Origin of the sequence: Sphingopyxis sp. (genome assembly GCF_035998905.1) — a bacterium.
Lineage (GTDB): Bacteria > Pseudomonadota > Alphaproteobacteria > Sphingomonadales > Sphingomonadaceae > Sphingopyxis.
Window position 1 is genome coordinate 108,752 of the sequence record NZ_DASYHG010000010.1, and the last position, 25,256, is coordinate 134,007.

Consider the following 25,256-nt stretch of genomic DNA (forward strand, 5'->3'; position numbering starts at 1 on the left):
AGCCGGCGCGCCATCAACCGAGGTTGACGCCGAGGCTGCCCGCGAGGCCCGACAGGCCGCTCGCCCAGCCTTCGCCGATCGCCTTGACCTTGATGTCGCCCTGCGGCCCGCGATAAAGTTCGACGAAGATCAGCGAGGTGTTGGTGCTGCCGTCTTCCGACAGGTCGAAGCGCGCCAGTTCCTTGCCGTCGGCGTCATTGAGCACGCGCGCATAGGCATTCGAAACCGATCCGAAATTCTGGCGGCGTTCCTGCCCCTCGTGGATCGTGACCGCGACGACGACCTTCTTCACATCGGCGCCGAGCCGGCCGAAATCGACCTTGATCGTCTCGTCGTCGCCGCCGCCCTCGCCGGTACGGTTGTCGCCGCCATAGACGACCGATCCGTCGGGCGATGCCTTGTTGTTGTAAAAGATGAAGTGCGCGTCGCTCAGCACCTTGTCATTGCTGCCGACGACGAACGCCGACGCGTCGAGGTCGAACGCCGCACCGTCGGTCTGGCGCACGTCCCAGCCCAGCCCCACCGTCACCGACGACAGGCCGGGTGCTTCCTTGCTCAGCGAAACATTGCCGCCCTTGCTCAATGACACTGCCATGTCCGCTCCCTTTCCAAATGCTGCGGCTTCGGCTCCGGCGACGATGCCGGGCCGAAGCTGCTATCTTTCAAATCAACCGATATTGACACCAAAGTGAGTCGCGAGCGGACCGAGCCCGCCCTTGAAGCCCTGACCCACCGCGCGGAATTTCCACTCGCCGGCGTTGCGATAGACTTCGCCGAGGATCATCGCGGTTTCGACCGATGCGTCTTCGGACAGGTCGTAACGGACGATTTCGGTGCCGGTCTTGGCGTCGACGATGCGGATGAAGGCGTTCGACACCTGGCCAAAGCTCTGCCCGCGCGACTCGCCATCATGGATGGTCACCGCGACGGCGACCTTTTCGACCTCGGCCGGGGTCTTCGACAGCACGATCTTGATCTGCTCGTCGTCGCCGTCGCCCTCGCCGGTGCGGTTGTCGCCCTGATGGATCACGGCGCCGCCGACATCCTTGTTGTTATAGAAACAGAAGTCGCCGTCCGAACGCACCTTGCCGTCACCCTTCAGCAGGAAGGCCGACGCGTCGAGGTCGAAATCCTGTCCGTCGGTCGCGCGGACGTCCCAGCCGAGACCGACAATGATTTCGTCGAGCCCGGGCGATTCCTTCGACAGGCTGACGTTGCCGCCCTTGGAGAGTGAGATTGCCATCGAATTTATCCTTTCTGATTCCGATCGGGTGCGCCCGGATTACCGGGCCACCGTCACGCTGGGGTTGTTTCAGGCTGCGGCGGCTTCGCCCTCGCCGCCCGGATTGGCCCTGTTCCACCGCACCGAGGACCAGAAGGCGATGCCGATCAGCACCGCGCCGATCAGGCCCGTGATCACTTCCGGGATATGCTGGAAGGTGTTGATGTACATGATCACCGCAAGCGCGAGGATGGCGTAGAAGGCGCCATGCTCAAGGTAGCGATATTCGGACATCGTGCCCTTGCGCACGAGGAAGATCGTCATCGAACGCACGAACATCGCGCCGATGCCAAGGCCAATGGCGATGATGATCAGGTTGTTGGTGAGCGCGAAGGCGCCGATCACCCCGTCGAACGAGAAGCTGGCGTCGAGCACTTCGAGATAGAGGAAGGCGCCGAAGCCGGCCTTTGCCACCTGTCCCGTCGTCGGCGTCGGGGGTTCGAGCACATGGTTGACGATCTCGACGACGATGAAGGTCAAAAGGCCGCCGATCGCCGCGATGATGAAGGTCAGCGCATCGGCGTCGGACAGCATCGTCGAGGTCGCCCAGGTGCCGAGCAGCACCAGCCCGATCGCCACCGCATCGATATCGGCGACTTTCGCCAGCGGCCGTTCGATCGCGGCGATCCAGTCGACCTCCTTGTCGGAGTCGAAGAAATATTTGAGGCCGACCATGCCGAGGAAGGCGCCGCCGAAGCCCATCAGCCCGATATGCGCATCGCTGACGATCGCCTGATATTGTTTGGGTTCGTTAAGCGCGAGCTTGAACGCCTCGATCGGGCCGAGACCGGCGGCGACCATCACGATCACCAGCGGGAACACGATGCGCATCCCGAAGACCGCGATCGCGATACCCCAGGTGAGGAAGCGTTGCTGCCATACCGGGTCCATGTCCTTGAGCACCGAGGCGTTAACCGCGGCGTTGTCGAACGACAGCGACACTTCGAGCACCGACAGCACGACGCAGATCCAGACGATCCCGAGCACGCCGTCGATCGTTCCGGTGAGTTCCCAGCCGTACCAGGCCCCCAGTGCGAGCGCGACCACCGAAAAGAGCAGTGAGCCGCCAAAATGTTTCAACATCTACTTATGTCCCCTTGCCACCCGTTGCGGCGCCTCGATCGTCAATCTTTCGATCCCGCTGCCCAGCGCAGGAAGATCCCGACGTCGTCGGCATATTCCTTCTGGTCGCGGTAATAACGCATGTGGCGCTGCATCCGCAGGCTGCCACCTTCATTCTCGAGAAGCGCTATACCGCAAAGCCGGCAATTGTCGCGCCCTTCGTCAAGGCGGACCTCGATCTCGGGCTGGCCGGGAACGGTCATCCGCACCACGCCGTCGGTCTTGGTCCAGTTCGGCACCCCGTCATAGATGAGCGCGAACACCGCGATGCGCTTGATCTGGTCGAAATAGCGCCCGTTGACGCGGATCGTCTCGCCCGCCGACACGGCGCCGGTGCGGTCGTCGCCCGACAGCTGGATGAACGGTTCGCGCTCATAATCGCCGAACGAGCGGCCGAGCGCCTGGATCACGCCCTTGTACCCGTCCTGCAGCTCGAACAGCACGCCAAGGTCGAGGTCGATATTCTTGGCGCCGCCGCCGAAGAAGCCGCGCTTCTGCTCGGCCTGGCTCCAGTTGAGGTTCAGTATGATCTCGCCGAACGTCGCGCCCGTTTTCTTGAGGCTGACGCTCGGGCTCGATTTTTCGAGGGTGATTTTCTTGAGGCTGACTGGTGCCGCCGGAGCGGGCGCAGGGGCCGGAGCCGGTGCGGGCGTCGGCGCGGGCGCAGGCGCCGGTGCGTCGGCGACCTCGCCTCCGAAATGCCCGATCAGGCTCGCCAGCCCGCCCGCGAAGCCCGCAGCGATCGTGCCGCACTTCCAGCCCGAACTGTGGCGATACAGCTCGACCATCATCACCGCTTTTTCGTCGGTGAGATGCTCGGCGACGTTGAATTCGGCCTTGCCGCCGTCGATCGACACCAGGAGCGGCCGCGCCTCGGCGATCGGGCGGCTGTCGTGCGTCGCGGTAAAGACGATGCGGTCGATGCTCGCGGGCAGCGCATCGAGGTCGAGCGCGAACACCGCCTTGTCCGCCGATGCCGTCAGGCCGATCGCCCCTTCGGGCGACCGCGGGTTCGAGAAGAGCACGACATAGCGGTCGTCGCCGATCTTGCGCGCGGCATCGAGCCCGAAGGCCGCGATGTCGACCCCGGCCATCCCGAAGGATACCGCCACCTCGCAGCGCCCGCCGATCCCGAGATCGGCCAGACCGCGCTTTTCACCCTTTTGCAGCTGCATCGATATTCCCCACTGGCTTCGCGGCCGTCAGGGCCGCGAAGGGTCGCCAATTGTTCGAAAAAAGATCAGATCAGGCGGCGCGACTGGTCGACCAGTTGCTGGACGTGCACGCCCGCGGCGCGCTCGCCGATCGCCTTGTACACCCATTCGCCGCCGCTGCGCTTCAGCGACGCGAGGATCAGGCCGGTGTAGGAGCCGCTTTCGCTGATGTCGTAGCGCGCGAGTTCGCGGTTGGTCGACAGGTCGATGACGCGGCCGAAGGCATTGGCGACCTTGTCGAAGGTCTGACCGCGGAAGCTGGTCACCGTCAGCACCAGCGTCTCGACATTCGCGGGCAGGCGCGTCAGGTCGACCGAGATCGTCTCGTCGTCGCCGTCGCCTTCGCCGGTCAGATTGTCGCCGCTGTGGCGGATCGATCCGTCGTCGCTTGTCAGTTTCTGGAACCATACCGTGTCGACGACATTGCCCGCGGCGTCGAAAACGAGGCACGATGCGTCGAGGTCGATGTCAGCATTGCCGCCCGACAGCTTCGCAAAGAATCCGGTTGCCTGGACCATGTCCCAGCCCACGCCCAGCGCGATCCGCGTCAATCCGCCTGCACCGGCCTCCTTGGCCAGGCTGACGCTCGAATTCTTGTTCAGCGAAATAGCCACGAGCTTCATCCTCCTCCGACAATCATGAAATATGCCGTAACTGATATAAATTGGCCGGCAGCCTGTCCATATCTTTGCATTCGGGTTTCATAAGAAAAAATGAATGAAATAATTCTGCAATTCAAACCCTTAGAATAGTATGTTTGTAAATCGGTGATCGATGATCGGTCGGCCGTGATTGCGAGCTGCATGTTAGCGCGAACTCTTCAATAGGCGGAGCTATTCGTGCAGGATAAGGCGCGGCGCACCGCAGCCGAACCACGAATTTCCAGGGGATGTTGGCGCGCCCGGCAGGATTCGAACCTGCGACCACCCGCTTAGAAGGCGGGTGCTCTATCCAGCTGAGCTACGGGCGCGCAGCGCATTTGCGTCGCGGCGCGAATAGCGCGGTTTGCGTAGGCTGCAAAGCAGGTTAAGCAGCGGTCGATGTCCGATTCCGCCGCGCCCCCTGCCAAACCCGCTCCCGTCAGCGCGGCCAATGTCCATCATTTTCGCTATTATGACCTTGTCATGGCGGCGTTCGTCGCGGTGCTGCTGCTCAGCAACATCATCGGCGCGTCCAAATTGTCGACGGTCGGCAGCCTGACTTTCGGCGCCGGCATCCTGTTCTTCCCGATCAGCTATGTCATCGGCGACGTGCTGACCGAAGTCTATGGCTATGCACGCGCGCGCCGCGTGATTTGGGCGGGGTTCGGCGCGCTGCTGTTCATGGCGGTGATGAGCTGGGTCGTGCTCGCGATGCCGCCCGCGCAGGACTGGTGGTGCGGCGGCGCCGACACGCTGACGCTGAAGGAAGGTGCGGCGACCGGCACCGGCGCGGTATGCCAGGCAAGCTATGAAAGCGTGTTCGGCAGCGCGTGGCGGATCGTCGTTGCCTCGATAGCCGCTTTCTGGGCCGGCGAGTTCGTGAACTCCTACGTCCTCGCGCGGATGAAAATCGCGACGGGCGGCCGCTTCCTGTGGATGCGCACGATCGGATCGACGATCGTCGGACAGGGCGTCGACAGCCTGATCTTTTACCCCATCGCCTTCCTCGGCATCTGGGAAACCGAGCAGGTGCTGCTGGTCCTCACGACGAACTGGGCGATGAAGGTCGCGTGGGAAGCGGCGTTGACACCGGCAACCTATGTGGTGGTAGGGGCGTTGAAGCGCCGCGAAGGCGTCGACGTGTTCGACGAAGGCACCGACTTCAACCCCTTTGCCGCCAAGGTATAGACCCTAGCCTCCCCGGGAACTGGATTCTTATGACGTTGCTTGAAATTGCCTCGCTGTTCGAGGCGCGCAAGGTGTCGGTCATCGAGGCGACGGGCCTCGATAAGGACGCGCTGCACATCTATTTCGGACTGACCCTGTTCCTCGTGGTCCGCTTCCTGTGGCGCCGCCGCGGCGGATGGGTGATCGCCTGGCTGGCGGTGCTCGTCATGGCGTGCGGCGGCGAATGGCTCGACCTCAACGCCGAAATCAGCCGATCGTCGATCCAGCCCGACGCGGCGCACTGGCACGATATCTGGAACACGATGTTCTGGCCGACGGTGCTGCTGCTCGTCGGGCGCTGGCTGCAACCACGGCCGGAAGCGCCGGCCGAACCGGACGACGAAATGTCAGGCGAGTACGCCGAGCGCCGCCTCGAACAGGCGTAGCCCGTCGGTGCCGCCGTGCGCGCGGTCGATCGCGCGCTCGGGGTGCGGCATCATGCCAAGCACATTGCCCGCATCGTTCAGCACGCCCGCGATGTCGCGCGCCGACCCGTTGACGCTATCGGCGTAGCGGAACGCGACGCGGCCCTCGCCCTCGATCCGGTCGAGCGTTTCGGCGTCGGCGAAATAATTGCCGTCATGATGCGCGACGGGAATATCGATCCGCTCGCCCGCGTTATAGCTGGCGGTGAACAGCGACTGGCTGTTCTCGACCGTCAGCGGCACGGTGCGGCACACGAAATTGAGGCCCGCGTTGCGCATCAGTGCGCCGGGCAGCAACTGCGCCTCGGTCAGCACCTGGAAACCGTTGCACACGCCAAGCACCGGTACGCCGCGGCCCGCGGCATCAGAGACCGCGCGCAGGATCGGCGAACGCGCCGCCATCGCGCCCGAGCGGAGGTAATCGCCATAGGAAAAGCCGCCGGGGAGCGCGATGAAGTCGATGCCATCGGGCAGCTCGGTCTCGCGGTGCCACACCATCGCGGGGGCGCGGCCGGTGACCGTTTCGAGCGCGACCGCCATGTCGCGGTCGCAGTTCGAACCCGGAAAGACGATGACGGCGGTCTTCATGGCAGCGGCTCCCCTTACGGACGTTCGATGCGGTAGTTTTCGATCACCGTGTTGGCGAGCAGCTTCGCGCACATGGCGTCGAGGTCGGCATCGCTCGTGCCGTCGGCGACATCGAGTTCGATGAAGCGGCCGGCGCGCACGTCCGCAACGCCGCCGAACCCCAGCCCTTCGAGCGCATGATGGATCGCCTTGCCCTGCGGGTCGAGGACCCCCGGCTTGAGCGTCACATAGACATTCACTTTCATGGGGCGGGCCTTTGCAAGATGGGTGCGGGGAAGATGGGCGCGCCTATGCCCGCGAATCACTTTTCGGGCAAGGCTGGCCGCACGAAAAATATGGCTGTTCGGATTGCGAACCAGTCGCATCTTTCCTGTTGCGAATCCCTCGCACTATCCCTACATCGACCTTGTTGAGAAGGATTCGCACATGGTCGTCTGTGTCTGCAACGCAATAAAGGAAAGCCAGCTGCGCGATGTCGCGCGGAGCGGCCAATTGCGGTGCGCCAAGGCTGCCTATGCGCAACTGGGTCGCAAACCCAAGTGCGGACAGTGCCTGTCATTCGCTCGCAATATCATCAGCGACGTCGCCGCGACCGCCTGATTTTTCTTGGTTTTCTGCCATTTTTGACCTTGGCCTGATGGGGCCGGGGCGCGTATAATGCGCCCACCCCATTCCAAGACAAAAATGACAGGACAGACACCATGAAGGGCGACGAAAAAGTCATCGACTTCCTCAACGAGGCACTCAAGAACGAGCTGACCGCGATCAACCAGTACTGGCTGCACTATCGCATGCTCGACAATTGGGGCGTCGCGCGCCTCGCGCATTTCGAGCGCGAAGAGTCGATCGACGAGATGAAGCACGCCGACAAGCTGGCCGACCGCATCCTCTTCCTCGGCGGCCTCCCCAATTTCCAGCTGCTCGGCCGCCTGCGCGTCGGCGAGACGGTCGAGGAAATCCTGAAGGCCGACCTCGCGATCGAGGAAGAAGCGATCCCGCTGCTCCGCGACGCGATCGCACATTGCGAAAGCGTGCGCGACTATGTCAGCCGTGACCTCTTTTCCGACATCCTCGAAAGCGAAGAGCATCATGTCGACGAGCTCGAAAAGCAGTTCGAGATGATCGAGCGCATGGGCCTCGAAAATTATATCCAGCTCCAGTCGAAGCCGGTGAGCGACGACTGACAGCGATTCGGCGGCGCGGGAGCCAAGTCCACACCCTAAGCCGTTGATAAGAGAGGCGCTTTCGGGCGCCTCTTTTTTCGCTTGTATTTGCGAATAATTCTCAATAGCAAGGTGGAGCAGTCCCCTCCTGCCGGCCGCTGCAACTTCCAGTTGCGCTTAAAGCGGCCGGCATCTTTTTCCCAAAAGACGGACAGAAGGACTGCACGGGCCGGGAGAAAACACCTCATGCAAAGCAGCGAGCTGATCCGCCAACTGACCGAGCAGCCGCTGGTGCGCGACCTGTCGGTCGAGGCCGCGCAGGCCGTCCTCGCGCTGCGTTACTGCATCCTCTGCCGCCGCAGCGAGCGCGATCCGATGCCCGAACTCGAACGCCGCTGGGGCAATATCCTCGCCGCGCGGCGCTATCGGCTGGTTGTCGAGGCGATCGGCCATGTCTGGCCCGAACCCTTTGCCGTCGCCCCGCCCTGCTGCCCCCGCGTCAGCTTCGACGAGGCGCTGCTCGCCGCGATGGTCGGCGCCGCGTCGCGCCGCGACCGCGTGCAGTTCGACTGGCTGACCGCCGAGATGCTCGGCAGCGATGCGCGCGAGATGCTGTTCGTCGCGCTCGAGAATTTCATCCGCGCGCGGGCGCCGGGGCGGGTTTAAGTGCCGCTTGGGGTGGGAAATGGACATCCGCCATTCCTGCTAGAGCCCATCAGATTCCATTCGCAGGGTCATCGTGCGCGGCACATATTGCCGAACCGCGAATTCGTGTTTCGAAGTCCGTGCGAAACTCCGTAACCAGTTTCTCGATCTCAGCACGGGAAACCCGATATTCAGTGACGGCGCGGGCGAGATCGGGGGGCCGAAAGATGCCGGATGTCAGTTCCTTTCCGGTCGCATCGGTGACTTTGAACATCCAAGCCTGCGATCCGTACAGCGCTTTCATGATTGGCCCCTGCGACAACCCTCCGCTAAGGCCGCCCATCTTCCCGTCCCGTTCGGTGTAGCGTCGCACTTCCTTTGCGCTGAATAGCCGCTCGGCGCCCACATAGGTTCCATCACCCCAGAAATGGGCATAAACAGGCCCTGTGACCTCGGTGTGCCAGGGATAATTAATGTGCACATAGTCAGGGCCGTTCCGCAGAACCTCTGCTTCGCTGCGCCCTGTATCCCCAGATGACGCTTCTCCCTTCGGAGCCCCGTCGGGACGTGGACCTATCGTCCAATATGTGCCATTCGGCTCGTTTTCAAAGGTCTGAATCTGGTAAGAGCTTGGCTTGCCGGAAGCATCGAAATCGCGCCAAATCGTGACACGGCGGCCTTCAACGTCGAACCGTGCCGAGCAGCGCCATCCCCATTCCGGCGCAAGCAACGGCGAATGTAACGAAGCCGTTGCCCGATCGCGTTCCGTTATGTTTGGACTGGCAACACACGAAGCTGCAGCCAGGCTGCCCAGCAGCAGAGAGAGGCTTCGAATTGGGTAGACCCTCATATTCATCCGATCACCGCACGCCGGATAGACCTGGAGACAGGTAGACACCAAAATCCCAGCGTCCGCAATCGGCCGCAACCGACCTTCCCTCCCTACTCCCCCAAAATCGGCGCGGCCGTCAGGAACCCCTGCCTGCACACCGGACTGTCGTCTCCGGCAAGGCAGTCGGACCAGCGGTACAGGCGTTCGAGGTCAACCAGCGCACCGTCGGAGCCGCCGCCGCCCATGCCGATATAGCGCTTGCCGGCGACGCGGCCGATGACCGTGACATTGGTATAGAGGTGGACAAGGTCGGGGTCATACACGCCGTCGCCGCAAGCGACGAAGCTCTGGTACGTCGGCTCGGGCGTCCAGCGCGGCTCGCCATAATCGCCGCTGTGCGCAAAATTGATCGTCAGGCAGCGCCCGTCGATGGCGTAGACGCCGCCGGCCCAGCGCACGCGCGCACCGATATGCTGCGCGTCCATCGCCGCGTCGGGCGTGAGTCCGGTTACCTCGGCCGCTTTCAGCTCTTCCAGCTCGCGCACGATCGCGGCCGCGTCCGGACCGGCTTCGGCGACCGCGGTATCCGAAGCCCCGGCCGTCATCGGCAAGCCGAACAGCATCGCCCCGGCCGCCATCGCGCGCAGACGTGACATCGCCTTGACCTCGCGCGCTACTTTGCCGCCTTGTCACTCACCGCCTTGATCACCAGCGCCTTGTCGTCGACGAGATAGCGTTTCGCGAGCGCCTGCAACTCGGCGGGTGTTGCGGCCTCGACCTCGCCGATGCCCTTGCGACTGCGGTCGAGGCGGTCGGCGTGGCTCGTCGCCTCGGCGACATAGTTCAACCAATAGCTGTTCTCGCGCCGCGACTTCACCATCGCCTCGACGAGCGGCTTGCGCGCGCGGTCGATCAGGTCGGTGTCGACGGGCTTGTCGCGCAATTCCTTCGCGATCGCGAAGATCGCGGCGCGCGTCGTCGCGAGATCTTTGTGGTCGACATTGCTCGCCGCAAACAAATGGCCATAGCCGGGGAATTCGTCGGACAGGCTCGCCGCCGCGCCGGGGCTGTAGCTTTCGCCGAGCTTTTCGCGCAGTTCCTCGGTCAGCATCAGCTGCATCACGCGCGCGAGCAGGTTGAGCCGCATCGCTTCGCCCAGATCGCTGTCGTCGCGCGCCGGCCAATAGACGCGAAGCTCCGCCTGCTCGGCCGGCCCCTTGTGGATCAGCGTCCGCTCGCTGCGGTCGGTCGCGAACTGGCGAACGCGCGCATCGGTGCGCGGATCGAACGCGGCGCGGCGTTCGGGAAGCGCGCCGAAGGTCGCGGCGATCGCATCGATTGCCGCCTGTTCGCCAATGTCGCCGACGACGCCGACCTCGATCGCGCCATGCGCGAAGCTGTCGGCGACGACGGGTTTGAGCTGCGCCCAGTCGAGCGTCATCATCTTGTCGAGCGGCGGCGTCTGCGAGCGCGGGTCATTGTTGGCGAGAATACCCCCCGCATCGCGCCCGAGCACCGCGGCCGGGGTCGCGTCGTTCGCAGCATATTGCTGCGGAAGCACGCGGCGGATCAGCGCGAGGCCATCGGGGCGGTAGCCGGGATGCGTCAGGAAGGCCGCCATCAGCTTCGCCTGGAGAGCAAAATCCTCGGGCGAGGTCAGCGCGCTGCCGCCGAAGGCATCGGTGCCCATGCCGAAGCCCGGGCTGACCGTCTTGCCCGCGAGCACCGAGCGCAGCTCGTCGACGCTGTGCGCCTCGAGCCCGCCGAGCATGATCGAGCTGGCGAGCGAAACCTTCGTCGGGTCGTCGCGCGTCGCGAGCAGGCTGCCGCCGTCGACGCGCAGCGACAGCATGACCTTGTCCTTCTGGAAATCGGTCGTCTTGATGTTGAGCATCACATTATTGGCAAAACGGATGCGGCGGATGCCGAGGTCGTCGACGCGTTCGTCGCTGACGATTTTGCCCGGCGTGCCGAAATTGTCATAGGCGAAGGCCGCATTCGCCGCCTCGGTCGGCGCCGCGACCGCGACCTCGGTCGACGCACGCAGCGCCGCGAGAATCGCGCCGGTGCCGCCGTCGATCGGCTTTTTCGCCGACACGCGCGCGAGCGGCGGGCTCAATCCTTCCATACGCGCCCGGAAGGCGGCGGTGACCGCGGCGGCGGTCAGCGACGGCGCCGCCGCCTCGAACAGCGCCTGCGAGGTTTCGGGGCGCACGACGACAAAATCGCCCTCGGCCGCGCCGATCAACGTGTCGGCCAGCGCATCGCTGCGCCGCGTCGTCACGCCCGCGACGGCGTTCTTGAGCGCGGTGCGCCGGTTCGCGAGCTGCTCGTCGACTTCGGCCTGCGTGAAGCCATGCTGGACCGCGCGGCGCTGTTCCTGTTCGGCGAGCGCGAGCGCGTCCTTCCACGCGCCCTCCTTGGCGACCACGCCGACGGTGACCTGGTCGAATTTCTTCCAGCCCTCGGCATCGCTGAAATAGCCGGTGAGGATCGGCGAATCCTCATTGAGCGCAATCTTCGCGAGCCGGCGGCTGACGATCGCCTCGCCGATATCCTCGGCCAGCTTGCGCGCGCGCTTTGCCTTGGTGTCGGGATCGAGCGTCCACGGCTTGAAGGCCGCGATCGTCACCGAATCCTGGATCGCGGGATCGATGAAATCGTCGGCGGCCGCCGCGCGGCTATAATCGACATTGCCGATATCGGGATCGGCGCCCGCGGGTCCGCGGCCCTTCCAGTCCGAAAAGCGTGCCTTGATCTTCGCCTCGACCGCCGCGGGGTCGAAATCGCCCACCATCACCAAGGTCGCGCGTTCGGGACGGTAATAGCGATCGTAGAGGTCGCGCAGCCGCGCAGCCGGCGCGATCTTGATCACCTCTTCGGTGCCGACCGGGATGCGGTTCGCGACCGTCATCCCCTTCATCTGGAAATCGAGCTGGTCGATCAGGTTGCGCAGTTGGTAGGTGTCGCGCGCCCGGCGTTCGGACAGGATGATCCCGCGCTCGCGATCGACCGCGGCGGGATCGATCGTCAGCTCGCTTCCCGTCTCGCGCATCAGCATCAGCCCGGTGTCGATCAGATCGTCCGACGCATTGGGCAGGTCGAGCTTGTAGATCGTCTCGTCGAACCCGGTCGACGCGTTGGTGTCGGCGCCGAAGGCAAGGCCCTTGCGTTCGAGCAGCTTGATCATCTCGCCCTCGGGAACGCCCTTCGACCCGTTGAACGCCATATGTTCAAGGAAATGCGCAAGCCCGCGCTGGTCCTCGGCCTCTGCAAAGCTTCCGACCGCGAAACGCATGCGCAACACGACGCTGTCCTTCGGCGTGCTGTTCTTGAGCAGCGCATATTTCATCCCGTTGGGGAGTACGCCGAAGACGATGTTCGCATCGACCGGGACGTCGCTGGGCGCAAAATTCCACGCCTTGGCGGCTTCGCTCTGCGGGTTGACCGCCGCGGGCGCCGCAGCCTTGGCAGGTGCTTCCTTCGCGTGGGCCGGGGCGGTGCTGGCGATGAGGAAGACGAGGGGCGACAGCGCGGTCGAAGCACGCCGGACAAGGGATTTGGTCATGGCGAAGATGTGACCGCAGCCCCGCAGCCGGTCAAGCCATCGTTACGCGACGCGGCCGACGCTTTCGACGGACGACATGGGAGCGCGGCCGGCTGCCTTGGCGGCATAAAGCGCGCGGTCAGCGACCTCGAGCAATTTGCGCGCGCTGTCGCCATGTTCGGGCCAATAAGCGGTGCCGATCCCCGCGCCGACGCCGATCGCCTGCCCGCCGATCCGATAGGGTGCGGCGAGCGCGGCGAGGATATGGTCGGCGAGCGCGGTTTCAAGCAAGGGCGACCCCGCGGGCACGAGGATCGCGAACTCGTCGCCACCCTGCCTTGCCACGACGGCATGGTCGCCGCACGCGCGGCGGAGCCGCTCGGCGAGCTCGCACAGCACGCCGTCTCCGATCGCATGGCCATGCTGGTCGTTGATCGGTTTGAACCCGTTGAGGTCGAGCAGCGCGATCGCAAAAGGGCTGGCTTCGTCGGCCTTGGCAATTTCTTCGTCGAGCCGCATGTCGAACGCGCGGCGATTGGCGACGCCCGTCAACGGATCGGTGTGCGCGAGGTCGCGCATCTGGTGCTGGAGTTCGAGCAAGTCGATCAGCTGGTCGTGCTGCTGCAGGATCATGCGGAGGAGGAAGATCGTCGCCACGACAAGGCTGGTGCCCGCGGCGATTTCGGGCGCGATCCCCGACGTCAGCATCAGGAACGAGATCGGCACGAGCCCGATGAGCAGGTTGACGAAGGTCGCGAAACGGATCGACGACAGGCAATAGGCGGTCGCGAGCGAACCCATCGCCATGACCATTGCGTAATAGCTGTGCGTTTCGGGCGGCGCGGCGAGCCAGTTCATCACCGTCCAGCTGCTGCACATCGCGCCGGTCGTGCCCGACAGCCAGGTCGATTCAGCGATCATCCGCCGCGCGCGGCGCACGCTCATCCGCCGCCCGCGATTGTGCATCAGAACGGCGAAACCAAGTACGCCGATGATCGCGAGCGCCACCGGAAAGCCGATGCGGACGACGGGATGGACGGTCTCGACCCCCGCATAGATCGCGGTCGGCGTCGTCGCGGCCAGCATCAGGAACAGCATCGGGGTCAGCGTTTCGATGCGATTGGCGCGCAGCAACGCGACATCGTCCCGAATTGCGTCCGGAATCGGCGGAAAAAACCGCCGCTGCAACCAGTGATAGACCCCCGTCATGGGGGCGGGATAGCAAGCGCGGGTAAAGCAGGAGTTAAGGATCGAAACCTCGTCTTATCACATACCTAGGCGGTGCAGCCCGTAGTGATGACTTGCGAAATATTAACCATGTCCGGCGACAAGCGGCGCCAAATTTTCCGCGCCCGACAGGAGCCACGCCATGTCCTATCCGATGCCGCCGCTGACCTCGCCCACCACCGTGCCCGCCGTCCCGATGCCGGCAAGCGATCCGACCTTGCCGCAGGACGATACGCCCGCGCAGCAGGCCGCGCGCGCGGCCCAGCTCGCTGGAACGCAGGCGATCTATACGTGGACGACCGATGTTCCGACGCTGCCCGGCGTCCCGCTCGCGACCAGCGTGCCGAAGAATGACGAACCGACGATCGCCTGGTTCGCGATCCTGATCGGCGTCGGGATCGACATCGTGCGCAACGCGCTGACCGTGAAGCTCGGCGGGGTGGATAAGGGCGAACTCGACAGCCCGCGCGCCGAATATGAAGCCGCGCTCGCCGAATGCGACGCGATCGAAGCCTCGACGGCGAAGATCGCAGCCGAGCATGGCGTTCATAGCGGGGGCAACATCTTTGAACGCTTGGTCGGCGATGTCGAAAATGCCGTCGCCGCCGCCGAACGCGACGCGCATGCCGCGCTGCTCAAGGGCTACAAGGATCGCCTCGAAGAGCTGATGAAAGTCGACGAAGCGGAAGTCGCCGGACTCGGCAGCAAGACGCCGCGGAGCATCGAGGCGTATCGCGCGCTGTTCGCGACGCTGCCTGTGCCCGGCATCTCTTATACCTTCCAGGACGACAGCGAATTTGCCCGGCTGCGCGTGCAGGGACCGAACAATATGCTGATCGCCGCGGTCGGCGACGCGCTGCCCGCCAACTTCCCGCTCAGCGCCGCCAAATATAGCGCGGTCGTCAACGGCGACACGCTCGGCGCCGCGCTCGCCGACGGACGCCTCTTCCTGCTTGACTACAAGCCGCTCGAAATACTCGATCCGGGCACCTACGGCGGCCTCGCCAAATATGCCTGGCAGCCGATGGCGCTGTTCGCGATCCCGCCGGGCGGATCGTCGCTGGTTCCCGTCGCGATCCAGTGCGGACAGGACCCGATCGATTATGCGATCTTCACGCCCTCCGCCGTCGCCGACAAGCAATGGGGATGGGAGATGGCGAAGTTCGTCGTCGCGGTCGCCGACGGCAATTATCACGAGCTCTTCACCCATCTCGCACGCACGCATCTCGTGATCGAGGCCTTCGCCGTCGCGACGCACCGCCACCTTGCCGAGGTGCACCCGATCTGGGCGTTGCTTGTCCCGCATTTCGAAGGAACGCTCTTCATCAACGAAGCGGCGGCGACCTCGCTGATCGCCGCGGACGGCCCGATCGACCATATTTTCGCGGGCACGATCAATTCGAGCCAGCTTGCCGCGGTCGACGCGCGGCTCGCGTTCGACTTTTACGGCAAGATGCCGCGCGCCGACTTCGCTGCGCGCGGCGTCGGCGTCGAATCGGCGCTCGAAGATTATCCGTACCGCGACGATGCGCTGCTCGTGTGGGACGCGATCCACGAATGGGCGCGCCAATATGTCGACCTTTATTACGCGCACGACGCCGACGTCGTCGCCGATACCGAGCTCGCCGCATGGGCCGCGTGCCTCGCCGGCGAAGCGAAGATCAAGGGTTTCGGTCCGGTCGCGACGCGCGCGCAGCTCGCCGAGATCTGCGCGATGGTGATGTTCACCGCGAGCGCGCAGCACGCCGCGGTCAACTTCCCGCAAAAGGACATCATGGCCTTCGCGCCCGCGATCACCGGCGCTGGCTGGCAGGCGGCGCCGAACGGCCAGCGCGGGCACGACAAGGCGGGCTGGCTTGCGATGATGCCGCCGATGGCGCTCGCGCTCGAACAATTGAACGTGCTCGAACTATTGGGGTCGGTGCATTACCGGCCGCTCGGCGACTATCGCAGCAACGCCTTTCCCTATCCCAAATGGTTTCAGGACCCGCGCGTCACGGGCGCCGAAGGTCCGCTCGCCTGGTTCCAGGCGGCGCTCAAGGGCGTCGAGGCGGAGATCGTGCAGCGCAACGCGGAGCGGATGCAGCCCTATCCCTATCTGCAGCCGAGCCTGATCCCGACGAGCATCAATATCTGACGCACAAATAGGTACCCCGGCAAAAGCCGGGGTCCGTTTGTCGTGCGGCTGGTTCGGCATACGCCGGGATCAGCTGCCCTTTTTCTTGCGGTGGCTCTCAAGGTCGAGCACGGCATTTTCGCTGCCCTCGGGCATCAGGCCCAGCCGGCGCGCGACTTCCTGATAGGCCTCGACCTCGCCGCCGAGGTCGCGGCGGAAGCGATCCTTGTCGAGCTTTTCGTTCGTCGTCATGTCCCACAGGCGGCAGCCGTCAGGGCTGATCTCGTCGGCGAGGATGATGCGGCTGAAATCGCCTTCGTAAAGACGCCCGAACTCAAGCTTGAAGTCGATCAGGCGGATACCGACAGCGGCGAACATGCCCGACATGAAGTCATTGATGCGGATCGCCATGTCCTGGATGTCGTGAAGCTCGTCCTGGCTGCACCAGTTGAAGCAGGCGATATGCTCCTCGGCGACGAGCGGATCGCCGAGCGCGTCGTCCTTGTAGCAATATTCGATCAAGGTGCGGGGAAGCTGCGTCCCCTCCTCGATGCCGAGGCGCTTCGACAGCGTGCCCGCGGCGACGTTGCGCACGATCACTTCGATCGGCACGATCTCGACCTGGCGGATCAGCTGCTCGCGCATGTTGAGACGGCGGATGAAGTGCGTCGGCACGCCGATGTTGCCGAGCAGGGTGAAGACATGCTCAGAAATGCGGTTGTTGAGCACGCCCTTGCCGTTGATCGTCCCGCGCTTCTGCGCGTTGAACGCGGTCGCGTCGTCCTTGAAATACTGGATCAAAGTGCCCGGTTCGGGGCCTTCGTAGAGGATCTTGGCTTTGCCTTCGTAAATCTGGCGGCGACGGGCCATGGCGGTCAACTTTCTGTCGGAACCAAATGAATGACCCCGGCCAAGCGACTCAGACAGAGGCGCGGCGCCGGGGCGGTCGCGCGCCCTATAGCGGCAAAGGTCGGGCGCGTCATCCCCGGCATGACACGCTTCTCCTTACGTTTACGTAAAGTGCTTGCACTCGGCGCCATCGCTTGCGACGCTGGCCCGAAACCAAGGAGAGAGATGGATGAGCTTCGACCAGATTCGCCTCGACAAGCATGAGGGCATCGCGCTGCTGACGCTGCACCGCCCCGACCGGATGAACGCGTTCACGACCGAGATGATGCTCGAAATCGTCGCCGCGCTCGACGAATGCGATGCCGACGACGGCGTACGCGCGGTGATCTTCACCGGATCGGGCGACCGCGCCTATTGCGCCGGCGCCGACTTGGGTCAGGGCGCCGCGACCTTCGATTATGACAAGCGGACCGACAAGGCGGCGACTTTGCCCGAAGGCATATCGGCAAGCCCCGTCGCCGCCGACGGCACGATCGACTGGTCGCACCCGCTGATCCGCGATTCGGGCGGGCGTGTCTCGATGCGCATCTTCGACTGCAAGAAGCCGGTGCTCGGCGCGATCAACGGCGCCGCGGTGGGCATCGGCGCGACAATGACGCTGTCGATGGACGCGCGGCTCGCGAGCGAGACCGCGCGCTATGGCTTCGTCTTCGCGCGGCGCGGGATCGTTCCCGAAGCGGCGTCGAGCTGGTTCCTGCCGCGGCTCGTCGGCATCCAGAATGCGGTCGACTGGTGCTATTCGGGGCGGCTGATCGACGCCGCCGAGGCGCATGAAAAGGGCCTCGTCCAGTCGGTGCATGCGCCCGGCGAGCTCGTCGACGCCGCGATCGCGAAGGCGCGCGAGCTCACCGAGCACAGCGCGCCGGTGTCGGTCGCGCTCACCCGCCATATGTTGTGGCGGATGCTCGGCGCGCCGCACCCGATGAGCGCGCACCGCTGGGACAGCCGCGCGATCTTCGCGCGCGGGCGCAGCGCCGATGCGGCCGAGGGCGTGTCGAGCTTCCTCGAAAAGCGCCCCGCGAACTTCACCGTCAGCGTCGCGAACGACTATCCTTGGTTCGCCGAGTTCGAGGATACTCCGCCCTATAGCTGAGCGGTCAGCCCGCCGCGCCGCCGCGCTTCCTGAAATACGGCCTGAAGAACATATAGAGGCCCGAGAACATGAGCAGGAAAAGCGGCGGCAGCGGCAGGTAATAGACCCACTCGACCGGTTGATGCCCCAACCCGAGCGTCACGAAAATCGCGAGCACGATCGCCGAAAAGACGATCGATACCCAGCGGTGGAACTGCCGGATCCACAGACTCCAGTTCATAATCTTCTCCCTGTTTGATTATGCATCGAGGCCCGCCACGACCTTCTCGAGATTTTCGAAGTGAATCTTCCAGCCCCCCTTGGCGCCCCCGAACGCCTGCTTCTGGTCGGGGCGGAAGCCGACCTGCTCCATGCGCAGCAGTGTGCCAGCCGGCGTCGGTTCGAGGGTGAAAGTGACGGTGCTGTCGAGCCGATAGGCCGGGTCCTCGTGCGCATAATTCCATGTGTAGGAAAGGCTCCGCTCCGGTTCGACCTCGAGAATCTCGCAATCGACATTCCCCCAGTCGCCGCGGAGCTGGAAACGATGGCCAAGGTCGAGGCCGAAGTCATTCTTCATCAGCCACTCCTCGATCAGGTGCTGCGTCGTCAGCGCGCGCCAGATCTTTGCGGGCGGATGCGGGATTTCGCGTTCCACGGTCACGCTGCGCACCTCGGTATCGGTCATTGATCCATCCTTTTGAGCAAATCTTCGAGATCGTCGAACCGCGCTTCCCAGAAGCGGTTCATGCGCCCCGTCCAGTCGACGAGCGGCGCGAGTGCGCGTTGCTGCGCGCTATAATGCGTCTGGCGGCCCTGATGCCGGTCGAGCACCAGCCCCGCCTGTTTGAGAATGCCGAGATGTTTCGACACCGCGGGCTGCGAGATGCCCGCGCCCGCGGTGAGCGTCCCCACGGTCTGCTCGCCTTCGAGGCACAGCCGCTCGAAGAGCGCGCGCCGGCTGGGGTCAGCGAGTGCCTTGAAAAGGAGGTCGGGTGAAGGCTGCGTCATAATTCATAACTCACTGGCTATGAGTTATTCCATAGCCAGTGAGTTATGAATGTCAAGCGCCGCCCATGCGGCGGCCGCGCCGCCGATCGGACGCTGGAGTGCGCGCCCGTTTTCGCCCTAGATACGACGGTGAACCCGCCCGGCCCGCCCCTGCTCCATCCCTCGCGCCGCATCATGTGCGCGGGGATGCTGGCGGGATTGGCCGCCCCGTCCTCCGCAATAGCAAGGCCCGTCATGCCCAACCGCGCGATCAACCCCACCGGCGTTTCCTATGCGCAGGCGCATCTTGTCGAAGCGCCGACGCGCTGGCTGTTCGTCAGCGGCCAGATTCCGGTCGACGAAAAGGATGCGGTGCCGGCAGGTTTCGAGGAGCAATGCCGGCTCGTCTGGCGCAATATCGAAACGCAGCTCAAGGCGGGCGGCATGGCCTTACAGAACCTGGTCAAGGTCACCGTCTTCCTGTCGGACCGGCGATATCGCGAGGCGAATTACCGCGTGCGGCACGAGGTTCTGGGCGGCCATTCTCCCGCGCTGACGATCATCATCGCGGACATTTACGACGCCGCTTGGCTGCTCGAAATCGAAGCGATCGCCGCCGCCTAGCGATCCTTGTCGCGTTTCAGGATCAGCGCGGTCGTCACATCCTCGACCCCCGCGATCAGCGCGATCCGGTCGCGCGCGGCATTGAGCTTCGCCGCGTCGGCCGCCTCGATCTCGACGAGCAGGTCGATCTCGCCACTCAGCGAATAGCAGCGCGCGACTTCGGCCATGCCCGTTACCGTGGCGACGATATCGGGCGAAGGCGTGCGCGCGAGCCGCAGCTGCAGGATCGCGGCGATCGCGCCCTCGTCGACGATATGCGCGTGATAGCCGCCGATCGTGCCCGCCGCTTCCAGCTTGGTCAGCCGCTCGCGCACCGAGCTGCGCGCAAGGCCCACGGTCGCGGCGATCGTCTTCAATGGCAGGCGGGCGTTGTCGCGCAGCATCGCCACGATTTGCCGGTCGATCGCGTCCATATCCTCTCCCGCCGCCATTATGGCGCCGCCGCCGCCGATCGGACGCTGGCCAATCGCCCGCGCCGCGGCAACATTCGCTGCCCTGCTGCTAGCGTCTTGCCGGAGCGAAAGTCCATGCCATTTGCCGACCGTCTGCTTGCCCTCCTCGCCTCCGCTGCGCTCGCGGGCTGCACGGCCGCGGCGGAAACGCCGCCATCCGGCTCCGCCACACTATGGACGCCTGCCGCCATTTCGGGGCCGGGTTACGAATCCTCGCCGACCTTCGCCCCCGACGGCCAAACGATGGTCTATCTCGCCGCCGACAAGGACTTCCGGAATTATCGGCTGATGCAATCGCGATGCGAAAAGGGCGCGTGGGGCCAGCCCGTTCCGCCGTCGTTCGCGATGCCCCTGCCGGTGATCGAGGCCGACCCCTTCATCACCCCCGACGGTCGGCGGCTCTATTATATCTCGTCGCGCCACGCGCCCGCGAAGGAGGATTTTGACATCTGGTATGTCGAGCGCACCGTCGATGGCGGCTGGGGCGAACCGCAGCGCCTGCCCGCGCCCGTCAATTCGCCCGCCGCCGAGCTGTTGCCGCGCACCGACGCCGACGGCCGCCTCTATTTCGGATCGGACCGCGCAGGCAGCGCCGGCGGCGGCGACATCTATGTCGCGACCGAAGTGCGGCCGGGCGAATGGACGGTCGCCAATCTCGACGCGCCGGTGAGCGGGGACGGCCATGATTATGAGGCCGAGATTTCGCGCGACGGCAAGACGATGATCACCGTGTCCGACCGCGGCGACCGCTCGCACCTCTACCGCTATCGCCGCGAGGGGGAGCGCTGGATCGAAGCCGGGCGCATCCCCGCCGATCCCGCGCAGTTCCAGGTCGGCCCGCTGCTGTCGCCAAAGGGCGATCGCCTGCTCTTTGCGCAGCGCCACGGCGACCGGTCGGGCGAGATGTTCCTGATCGACCTTGTGCCCGATCCCGACCGGTCGTGGCCTCCGGTCTGTCAGGCGGCGTCGTAAGCGCGGCGGCCGCGCTGCGCGGTCAGGCTGTGCGTGTTCCGGATCGCGGGCGCGCGCGCGCGGATCGTTTCCATATTGTGCCAGTTCGCGGTCACACGCTCGCTCGTCAGTTGCACCGTCACATAACCGCGGGCCGCCGTATTCGCCCATTTGAGCTGCGGCGATGACGCGCGCAGCCCCGACACGCGCGTCGCGTCGGAAATGCCCGGCGTATAGGCTTCGAACCCCGGCGAGGTGACGCTGTGTCCCGCAATCTCGATTCCCGCGGGGCGGCCGTCGTGCGCAAGGTCGAACGCCCAGGCATTGTGGCTGTCGCCCGACAGGGTGACAAGGTCGGCGTCGGCGCGCTGCGCCGCGGCGAGCAGGCGATCGCGCGCCGCCGGATAGCCGTCCCAGCTGTCCATGTTGAGCGGCAGCCCCGCCTTGGCCGCGAGTTGCGACACCTCGACGCGGCGTTTCACATAATCGGGCTGGTCGGCGCCGAACCAGCCTCGCGATTCGGGCGGCGTGAACAGCGATCCCATCACGATCTGCTGCGCGCAGACCTGCCAGCGCGTGCCCGCCTTCACCGATTTCGCAAAACCGTCGAACAGCCAGCTTTCCTGGCTGGCGCCCATCAATTGCCGCGCCGGATCGCGATAGCCGGTCTCGGCGAATTGTTTCAGCGCGGCGGCGGCGGCGCCCTTTCCCTTCAATATCTCGCCGAGGTCAAAGACCTTGTCGCGCGCGGTGATCCGCGTTTCGGGAAGGAAGATCGTCGCGAGGTCGCCCGCCTGATAATGGCGCCAGCGCGTATCGGCGACGGGCATCCATTCGCCATGCACGCGCTCGGCCGCCGCCTCGCGGACGCGCCATTCACCTTCGCCCGCATCGTGATTCTGGGCGCCGCCCTTCCAGACGTCGTTCGCGAATTCATGATCGTCCCACTGCGCGATCACGGGAAAGAGCTGGTGCAGCCGCTGGAGATCGGGGTCGCTGCGATAGGCGGCGTAGCGCAGGCGATAGTCGGCGAGGCTCACCATCTCATGCGTTGGCTGGATATCGCGGCCGGGAAGCCGGTCCTTGAGCGACGGATAGTCGCCGACCCCATATTCATAGAGATAATCGCCGACATGCGCTACGAGATCGATGTCGTTCCGCGCCGCAGCGTGGGCATAGGCGTTGAACCAGCCGAACGGCAGGTTCGAACAGGAAAAAAGCGCGATGGTGAAAGCGCTCGTCGGCCCGGCGGGCAATGTGCGCGTGCGGCCGGTGGCCGACTTCGCCCCGTCGGGCGCGATGAAGCGATAGAAATACCAGCGCCCGGGTTCGAGCCCGTCGACGATGATCTTCGCCGTATGGTCGCGGTCGCCGCTGGCGGTGACGCTGCCGCCACCGGCAATCCGCGCAAAGTCCGCGCTTTCGGACAATTCGGCCGTCAGCAGCGTGTCGTTCGCCGCGGCGTAACGCGTCCACAGCAGCACCGAATTCGCCCCCGGCTCGCCGCTCGCGACCCCGTGGGTAAAGCCCTGCGCCATCATCGCGCGCGCCGCGCCGGGCAGCGACAGCGCGGCGAGCCCCGCGGTGCCGAGTTTGATCAGCAGGCGCCGGTCCATTTCGCCCCAAAGCTCGTGCATCGCGCGTCTCCCTTCGTCCGCCGGGGTCTGTGCCCGGTCTTTGTTACGTTATTGCGCTATCCCATCACCCCGAGCGCGAGCAGCAGCAGCATGAAGGTGATGACCGAAAAGAGGCTGAAAAAGAGCAGCAGGCTCGTGCGTACCAGCGCCCCGAAACGCGACGAGCGATAGGCGCCGCGAAGCTGGCGATACATATGGAACGGCACATAAAGCATCGCGAACGCGGTCGCGACGTCGCCGAATATCGTCAGGTTGAGCAGACGCACGACCACGAACAGCAGCAGCATGAAGCTGATCGAGTAAGTGACGAAGACGAAATGGTCGTAGGTGTGAAAACGGCGGCTGAACGGGAAAAGCAGCCACATGAAAGGCAGCGACAGCGGGATCAGCGCCCAGGCGAATTTATAGGCGTTCGCCTGGAGCTTGTAGAATATGAGCGCGGGGTTCGCGATCGCCTTTTCGAGCCCATGGTCGATGAACGGGACCCCGGTATTGACCTTGGTGCGCGACACGAATTCGACGCTGGTCATCATCTGCTTGGCGGGATCGTCGAGCACCGGTGGCCCCGTGTCGCGCTCCTTCTCGCTCAGGCGCCGCGCCACACCGAGATAGTCTGCACTCTTCTGGAGCGTTTCGCGCTCCTCCTCCAGCAAACGCCGCTCGGCAGCGGGCAGGCCCTTGTCGGCCAGCCGCTGGTCGATGCGATCGGCTTCCTCGTGGAAGCTCTCCTTGAGCGCGTTCGAGCGCGTCTGTTCGGCCGCGGCCTTCGCGATCCCCTCGCCCACGCCGCCGCCGCTGCCGACCATCGCGAGCACCGCATAGGTCAGAAACACCGCGAACAGGAACAGCGCGAGCGGCGAGATGAAGCGCGCGCGCTCGCCATGGATATAGCGCCGGGTGAGGTCGCCCGGCCGCCAGGTCAGCAAGGGCAAAGTGTTCCAGATCTTGCCTTCGAAATGGAAGATCGCGTGGACAAGGTCGTGCCCGATCGCGCCGAAGCTGCGGTGCACGTCGGCGCGCTGGCCGCAGTGGTGGCAATGCGAGCCCGTCAGGCTGGTGCCGCAATTGAGGCAACGCATGCCCGCATGCGCCGCGCCCGCCCCGCCGTGCCGCGGCTCGACCGCATGTCCTGCCAAACCGGCGGTCACCGCCGCCCCGATGCCTTCGATGTCCCCGCTCATGGCGCCCTGCCTAATGAGGTGCGGGGAGCGGCGCAACGGGACTTTCGCCCCTCAAGCAAAGCGTGATAGGGCGGCGCCATGAACGCCGAAGCCCTCTCTGCCCCGCCGATGCCCGGCGACGCCGCCGCCCTGATCGCCGACATGGGCGCGCACGCGCGCGCCGCGGCAAAGCGGCTCGCGCTGACCCCGACGGCGGACAAGGCCGCGGCGCTGCGTGCGGCAGCGGCGCAGATTCGTGCACGCGCGGCCGACATCCTCGCCGCCAATGCCGAAGATATGGCAGCGGGACAGAAGAACGGCCTGTCGGGCGCGATGCTCGACCGGCTGCGGCTCGACGAGGGCCGGCTCGCCGGGATCGCCGATGCGATCGACGATGTCGCCGCGCTGCCCGATCCGTCGGGGGCAGAGATCGACCGCGTGACGCGCCCCAATGGCTTGGTGCTGAGCCGCGTGCGCGTGCCGCTCGGCGTCGTCGGCATCATCTATGAAAGCCGGCCGAATGTGACCGCCGACGCCGCGGCGCTCGGGCTGATGTCGGGCAATGCGGTGATCCTGCGCGGCGGCAGCGAAGCGGTGCATTCGAACCGCGCGATCCACGCGGCGTTTGCGGCGGGGCTGGTCGAGGCCGGCTTACCCGCCGACGCCGTCCAGCTCGTGCCGACGCAGGACCGTGCCGCGGTCGGCGCGATGCTGCGCGCGCAGGGGCTGATCGACATCATCATCCCGCGCGGCGGCAAGGGCCTCGTCGCGCGCGTGCAGGACGAGGCGCGCGTGCCCGTGCTCGCGCATCTCGACGGGATCAACCACCTCTATATCGACGGCGCCGCCGATCCGGCGAAGGCCGTCGAGCTCGCGGTGAACGCCAAGATGCGGCGCACCGGCGTCTGCGGCGCGACCGAGACGATCCTGATCGACCGCGCCTATTCCGCGCCGCTCGCGATCGTCGACGCGCTGATCAAGGCCGGCTGCGAAGTGCGCGGCGACAAGGGCGTCGCGGCGCTGAGCCCGCATGTCGACCTCGCATCGGCGACCGACTGGGACACCGAATATCTCGACGCGATCGTCGCGATCGCCATGGTCGATGGCCTCTCCGGCGCGCTCAACCACATCGACGCGCATTCGAGCCGCCACACCGACGCGATCGTCACCGAGGACGCCGCGACCGCCGAACGCTTCCTGACCGGCGTCGACAGCGCGATCGTCATGCACAACGCCTCGACGCAGTTCGCCGACGGCGGCGAATTCGGCCTCGGCGCCGAAATCGGCATCGCCACGGGCCGCCTCCACGCGCGCGGCCCGGTCGCGCTCGAAGGGCTGACGACCTACAAGTGGCTGGTGCGCGGAAGCGGGCAAGTCCGGCCTTGACGGCCGTGAAGCCCCGCAGACGGGCACGATGGTTTCGCTGGGCGGCGCT

General features: G+C 65.1%; 28 protein-coding genes and 1 tRNA gene. 10 read left to right on the top strand and 19 right to left on the bottom strand.

Translation table 11 applies throughout. From position 1 onward, the window contains the following. Positions 1–13 precede the first annotated feature (13 nt). The 6 genes from VGN62_RS04405 to VGN62_RS04430 form a co-directional block, all read right to left on the bottom strand. A complete protein-coding gene (locus tag VGN62_RS04405; RefSeq protein WP_327451530.1) occupies positions 14–595 on the bottom strand; it encodes a TerD family protein in 582 nt (193 codons plus the stop codon). Between the two features lie 72 nt (positions 596–667). Beyond that, the gene (locus VGN62_RS04410) at positions 668–1,243 is read right to left on the bottom strand and encodes a TerD family protein (protein ID WP_327451531.1); all 576 of its coding nucleotides are present in this window, start codon (positions 1,241–1,243) and stop codon (positions 668–670) included. 69 nt (positions 1,244–1,312) lie between these two features. Beyond that, positions 1,313–2,365, bottom strand: a complete 1,053-nt coding sequence (locus tag VGN62_RS04415) for a DUF475 domain-containing protein (protein ID WP_327451532.1) — start codon at positions 2,363–2,365, stop codon at positions 1,313–1,315. A 41-nt stretch (positions 2,366–2,406) separates the two neighbouring features. Continuing rightward, the gene (locus tag VGN62_RS04420) at positions 2,407–3,579 is read right to left on the bottom strand and encodes a TerD family protein (RefSeq protein WP_327451533.1); all 1,173 of its coding nucleotides are present in this window, start codon (positions 3,577–3,579) and stop codon (positions 2,407–2,409) included. A 65-nt stretch (positions 3,580–3,644) separates the two neighbouring features. Beyond that, entirely contained in the window at positions 3,645–4,232 is a 588-nt protein-coding gene (locus VGN62_RS04425; RefSeq protein ID WP_327451534.1) for a TerD family protein, read from the bottom strand. Between the two features lie 279 nt (positions 4,233–4,511). Beyond that, positions 4,512–4,588 (bottom strand) — tRNA-Arg (locus VGN62_RS04430). 70 nt (positions 4,589–4,658) lie between these two features. On the opposite strand from VGN62_RS04430, the gene VGN62_RS04435 reads away from it, so the two are divergent. Together VGN62_RS04435 and VGN62_RS04440 are read left to right on the top strand one after the other, a co-directional pair. Next, a complete protein-coding gene (locus VGN62_RS04435; RefSeq protein ID WP_327451535.1) occupies positions 4,659–5,447 on the top strand; it encodes a queuosine precursor transporter in 789 nt (262 codons plus the stop codon). Between the two features lie 29 nt (positions 5,448–5,476). Then, a complete protein-coding gene (locus VGN62_RS04440; protein WP_327451536.1) occupies positions 5,477–5,872 on the top strand; it encodes a hypothetical protein in 396 nt (131 codons plus the stop codon). On the opposite strand, the gene purQ is transcribed toward VGN62_RS04440, so the two are convergent. Both purQ and purS read right to left on the bottom strand, forming a co-directional pair. Then, positions 5,834–6,499, bottom strand: coding sequence for a phosphoribosylformylglycinamidine synthase subunit PurQ (purQ, locus tag VGN62_RS04445; protein WP_327451537.1), 666 nt, complete (start codon positions 6,497–6,499; stop codon positions 5,834–5,836). The two genes, VGN62_RS04440 and purQ, sit on opposite strands and share 39 nt — an antisense overlap. 14 nt (positions 6,500–6,513) lie before the next feature. Next, positions 6,514–6,744: a phosphoribosylformylglycinamidine synthase subunit PurS gene (purS, locus tag VGN62_RS04450; RefSeq protein WP_037513977.1), complete on the bottom strand. Its 231-nt coding sequence runs from the start codon at positions 6,742–6,744 to the stop codon at positions 6,514–6,516. A 181-nt stretch (positions 6,745–6,925) separates the two neighbouring features. On the opposite strand from purS, the gene VGN62_RS04455 reads away from it, so the two are divergent. The 3 genes from VGN62_RS04455 (at position 6,926) to VGN62_RS04465 (ending at position 8,328) form a co-directional block, all read left to right on the top strand. Continuing rightward, the gene (locus VGN62_RS04455) at positions 6,926–7,099 is read left to right on the top strand and encodes a (2Fe-2S)-binding protein (protein ID WP_293643429.1); all 174 of its coding nucleotides are present in this window, start codon (positions 6,926–6,928) and stop codon (positions 7,097–7,099) included. Between the two features lie 101 nt (positions 7,100–7,200). Then, positions 7,201–7,683 carry a bacterioferritin gene (gene bfr / locus VGN62_RS04460; RefSeq protein ID WP_327451538.1) on the top strand — a complete coding sequence of 161 codons (483 nt, stop codon included), beginning with the start codon at positions 7,201–7,203 and terminating at the stop codon, positions 7,681–7,683. 225 nt (positions 7,684–7,908) lie between these two features. Then, positions 7,909–8,328 (top strand): addiction module antidote protein, encoded by a 420-nt coding sequence (locus VGN62_RS04465; RefSeq protein ID WP_327451539.1) that lies wholly within the window; start codon positions 7,909–7,911, stop codon positions 8,326–8,328. Between the two features lie 49 nt (positions 8,329–8,377). Here the strand turns inward: VGN62_RS04465 and VGN62_RS04470 are convergent, their stop codons facing one another. The 4 genes from VGN62_RS04470 to VGN62_RS04485 all read right to left on the bottom strand — a co-directional run bounded on the left by VGN62_RS04470 (position 8,378) and on the right by VGN62_RS04485 (position 13,820). Further along, positions 8,378–9,157 carry a hypothetical protein gene (locus VGN62_RS04470; RefSeq protein WP_327451540.1) on the bottom strand — a complete coding sequence of 260 codons (780 nt, stop codon included), beginning with the start codon at positions 9,155–9,157 and terminating at the stop codon, positions 8,378–8,380. Positions 9,158–9,249: 92 nt separating this feature from the next. Then, the gene (locus VGN62_RS04475) at positions 9,250–9,795 is read right to left on the bottom strand and encodes a Slp family lipoprotein (protein ID WP_327451541.1); all 546 of its coding nucleotides are present in this window, start codon (positions 9,793–9,795) and stop codon (positions 9,250–9,252) included. 17 nt (positions 9,796–9,812) lie between these two features. Next, the gene (locus VGN62_RS04480; protein WP_327451542.1) at positions 9,813–12,707 is read right to left on the bottom strand and encodes a M16 family metallopeptidase; all 2,895 of its coding nucleotides are present in this window, start codon (positions 12,705–12,707) and stop codon (positions 9,813–9,815) included. Between the two features lie 42 nt (positions 12,708–12,749). Next, positions 12,750–13,820 (bottom strand): GGDEF domain-containing protein, encoded by a 1,071-nt coding sequence (locus VGN62_RS04485; RefSeq protein WP_327451543.1) that lies wholly within the window; start codon positions 13,818–13,820, stop codon positions 12,750–12,752. Positions 13,821–14,055: 235 nt separating this feature from the next. Between VGN62_RS04485 and VGN62_RS04490 the strand changes: the two genes are divergently transcribed. Further along, positions 14,056–16,050, top strand: coding sequence for a lipoxygenase family protein (locus tag VGN62_RS04490; RefSeq protein ID WP_327451544.1), 1,995 nt, complete (start codon positions 14,056–14,058; stop codon positions 16,048–16,050). Between the two features lie 69 nt (positions 16,051–16,119). On the opposite strand, the gene purC is transcribed toward VGN62_RS04490, so the two are convergent. Beyond that, complete coding sequence (gene purC, locus VGN62_RS04495) at positions 16,120–16,899, bottom strand: phosphoribosylaminoimidazolesuccinocarboxamide synthase (RefSeq protein WP_327451545.1); 780 nt, start codon at positions 16,897–16,899, stop codon at positions 16,120–16,122. Positions 16,900–17,107: 208 nt separating this feature from the next. Between purC and VGN62_RS04500 the strand changes: the two genes are divergently transcribed. Then, positions 17,108–18,031, top strand: coding sequence for a crotonase/enoyl-CoA hydratase family protein (locus VGN62_RS04500; protein WP_327451546.1), 924 nt, complete (start codon positions 17,108–17,110; stop codon positions 18,029–18,031). A gap of 4 nt (positions 18,032–18,035) precedes the next feature. On the opposite strand, the gene VGN62_RS04505 is transcribed toward VGN62_RS04500, so the two are convergent. From VGN62_RS04505 to VGN62_RS04515, 3 genes are read right to left on the bottom strand one after another with little or no spacing between them, the layout of a single operon-like run. Continuing rightward, positions 18,036–18,251, bottom strand: coding sequence for a hypothetical protein (locus VGN62_RS04505; RefSeq protein WP_327451547.1), 216 nt, complete (start codon positions 18,249–18,251; stop codon positions 18,036–18,038). A gap of 18 nt (positions 18,252–18,269) precedes the next feature. Beyond that, positions 18,270–18,695 (bottom strand): SRPBCC domain-containing protein, encoded by a 426-nt coding sequence (locus VGN62_RS04510; protein WP_327451548.1) that lies wholly within the window; start codon positions 18,693–18,695, stop codon positions 18,270–18,272. After that, entirely contained in the window at positions 18,692–19,018 is a 327-nt protein-coding gene (locus VGN62_RS04515) for a metalloregulator ArsR/SmtB family transcription factor (RefSeq protein WP_327451549.1), read from the bottom strand. The genes VGN62_RS04510 and VGN62_RS04515 overlap by 4 nt, the downstream gene beginning before the upstream one ends. A gap of 234 nt (positions 19,019–19,252) precedes the next feature. Here VGN62_RS04515 and VGN62_RS04520 point away from each other — a divergent pair, with 234 nt between their 5' ends. After that, positions 19,253–19,621, top strand: a complete 369-nt coding sequence (locus VGN62_RS04520; protein WP_327451550.1) for a RidA family protein — start codon at positions 19,253–19,255, stop codon at positions 19,619–19,621. On the opposite strand, the gene VGN62_RS04525 is transcribed toward VGN62_RS04520, so the two are convergent. Next, positions 19,618–20,034 (bottom strand): Lrp/AsnC family transcriptional regulator, encoded by a 417-nt coding sequence (locus tag VGN62_RS04525; protein WP_327451551.1) that lies wholly within the window; start codon positions 20,032–20,034, stop codon positions 19,618–19,620. The genes VGN62_RS04520 and VGN62_RS04525 overlap by 4 nt on opposite strands. Before the next feature lie 114 nt (positions 20,035–20,148). Between VGN62_RS04525 and VGN62_RS04530 the strand changes: the two genes are divergently transcribed. Further along, the gene (locus VGN62_RS04530; RefSeq protein WP_327451552.1) at positions 20,149–21,045 is read left to right on the top strand and encodes a hypothetical protein; all 897 of its coding nucleotides are present in this window, start codon (positions 20,149–20,151) and stop codon (positions 21,043–21,045) included. On the opposite strand, the gene VGN62_RS04535 is transcribed toward VGN62_RS04530, so the two are convergent. Both VGN62_RS04535 and VGN62_RS04540 read right to left on the bottom strand, forming a co-directional pair. Then, positions 21,030–22,661, bottom strand: coding sequence for an alkaline phosphatase D family protein (locus VGN62_RS04535; protein ID WP_327451553.1), 1,632 nt, complete (start codon positions 22,659–22,661; stop codon positions 21,030–21,032). The genes VGN62_RS04530 and VGN62_RS04535 overlap by 16 nt on opposite strands. Before the next feature lie 56 nt (positions 22,662–22,717). After that, positions 22,718–23,842, bottom strand: coding sequence for a DUF3667 domain-containing protein (locus VGN62_RS04540; protein WP_327451554.1), 1,125 nt, complete (start codon positions 23,840–23,842; stop codon positions 22,718–22,720). Positions 23,843–23,920: 78 nt separating this feature from the next. Here VGN62_RS04540 and VGN62_RS04545 point away from each other — a divergent pair, with 78 nt between their 5' ends. Continuing rightward, complete coding sequence (locus VGN62_RS04545; RefSeq protein WP_327451555.1) at positions 23,921–25,207, top strand: glutamate-5-semialdehyde dehydrogenase; 1,287 nt, start codon at positions 23,921–23,923, stop codon at positions 25,205–25,207. The last annotated feature ends 49 nt before the right edge of the window (positions 25,208–25,256 follow it).

Coding starts and splice junctions, on each gene's coding strand:
- VGN62_RS04510 (WP_327451548.1), bottom strand. CDS start 18,695: ATGACCGATACCGAGGTGCGCAGCGTGACCGTGGAACGCGAAATCCCG.
- VGN62_RS04545 (WP_327451555.1), top strand. CDS start 23,921: ATGAACGCCGAAGCCCTCTCTGCCCCGCCGATGCCCGGCGACGCCGCC.
- VGN62_RS04455 (WP_293643429.1), top strand. CDS start 6,926: ATGGTCGTCTGTGTCTGCAACGCAATAAAGGAAAGCCAGCTGCGCGAT.
- VGN62_RS04490 (WP_327451544.1), top strand. CDS start 14,056: ATGTCCTATCCGATGCCGCCGCTGACCTCGCCCACCACCGTGCCCGCC.
- VGN62_RS04420 (WP_327451533.1), bottom strand. CDS start 3,579: ATGCAGCTGCAAAAGGGTGAAAAGCGCGGTCTGGCCGATCTCGGGATC.
- VGN62_RS04440 (WP_327451536.1), top strand. CDS start 5,477: ATGACGTTGCTTGAAATTGCCTCGCTGTTCGAGGCGCGCAAGGTGTCG.
- VGN62_RS04435 (WP_327451535.1), top strand. CDS start 4,659: ATGTCCGATTCCGCCGCGCCCCCTGCCAAACCCGCTCCCGTCAGCGCG.
- VGN62_RS04525 (WP_327451551.1), bottom strand. CDS start 20,034: ATGGACGCGATCGACCGGCAAATCGTGGCGATGCTGCGCGACAACGCC.
- VGN62_RS04535 (WP_327451553.1), bottom strand. CDS start 22,661: ATGCACGAGCTTTGGGGCGAAATGGACCGGCGCCTGCTGATCAAACTC.
- VGN62_RS04410 (WP_327451531.1), bottom strand. CDS start 1,243: ATGGCAATCTCACTCTCCAAGGGCGGCAACGTCAGCCTGTCGAAGGAA.
- VGN62_RS04475 (WP_327451541.1), bottom strand. CDS start 9,795: ATGTCACGTCTGCGCGCGATGGCGGCCGGGGCGATGCTGTTCGGCTTG.
- VGN62_RS04530 (WP_327451552.1), top strand. CDS start 20,149: ATGCCATTTGCCGACCGTCTGCTTGCCCTCCTCGCCTCCGCTGCGCTC.
- VGN62_RS04465 (WP_327451539.1), top strand. CDS start 7,909: ATGCAAAGCAGCGAGCTGATCCGCCAACTGACCGAGCAGCCGCTGGTG.
- VGN62_RS04480 (WP_327451542.1), bottom strand. CDS start 12,707: ATGACCAAATCCCTTGTCCGGCGTGCTTCGACCGCGCTGTCGCCCCTC.
- bfr (WP_327451538.1), top strand. CDS start 7,201: ATGAAGGGCGACGAAAAAGTCATCGACTTCCTCAACGAGGCACTCAAG.
- VGN62_RS04520 (WP_327451550.1), top strand. CDS start 19,253: ATGCCCAACCGCGCGATCAACCCCACCGGCGTTTCCTATGCGCAGGCG.
- purQ (WP_327451537.1), bottom strand. CDS start 6,499: ATGAAGACCGCCGTCATCGTCTTTCCGGGTTCGAACTGCGACCGCGAC.
- VGN62_RS04505 (WP_327451547.1), bottom strand. CDS start 18,251: ATGAACTGGAGTCTGTGGATCCGGCAGTTCCACCGCTGGGTATCGATC.
- VGN62_RS04540 (WP_327451554.1), bottom strand. CDS start 23,842: ATGAGCGGGGACATCGAAGGCATCGGGGCGGCGGTGACCGCCGGTTTG.
- VGN62_RS04415 (WP_327451532.1), bottom strand. CDS start 2,365: ATGTTGAAACATTTTGGCGGCTCACTGCTCTTTTCGGTGGTCGCGCTC.
- VGN62_RS04500 (WP_327451546.1), top strand. CDS start 17,108: ATGAGCTTCGACCAGATTCGCCTCGACAAGCATGAGGGCATCGCGCTG.
- VGN62_RS04515 (WP_327451549.1), bottom strand. CDS start 19,018: ATGACGCAGCCTTCACCCGACCTCCTTTTCAAGGCACTCGCTGACCCC.
- purC (WP_327451545.1), bottom strand. CDS start 16,899: ATGGCCCGTCGCCGCCAGATTTACGAAGGCAAAGCCAAGATCCTCTAC.
- VGN62_RS04405 (WP_327451530.1), bottom strand. CDS start 595: ATGGCAGTGTCATTGAGCAAGGGCGGCAATGTTTCGCTGAGCAAGGAA.
- VGN62_RS04470 (WP_327451540.1), bottom strand. CDS start 9,157: ATGAGGGTCTACCCAATTCGAAGCCTCTCTCTGCTGCTGGGCAGCCTG.
- purS (WP_037513977.1), bottom strand. CDS start 6,744: ATGAAAGTGAATGTCTATGTGACGCTCAAGCCGGGGGTCCTCGACCCG.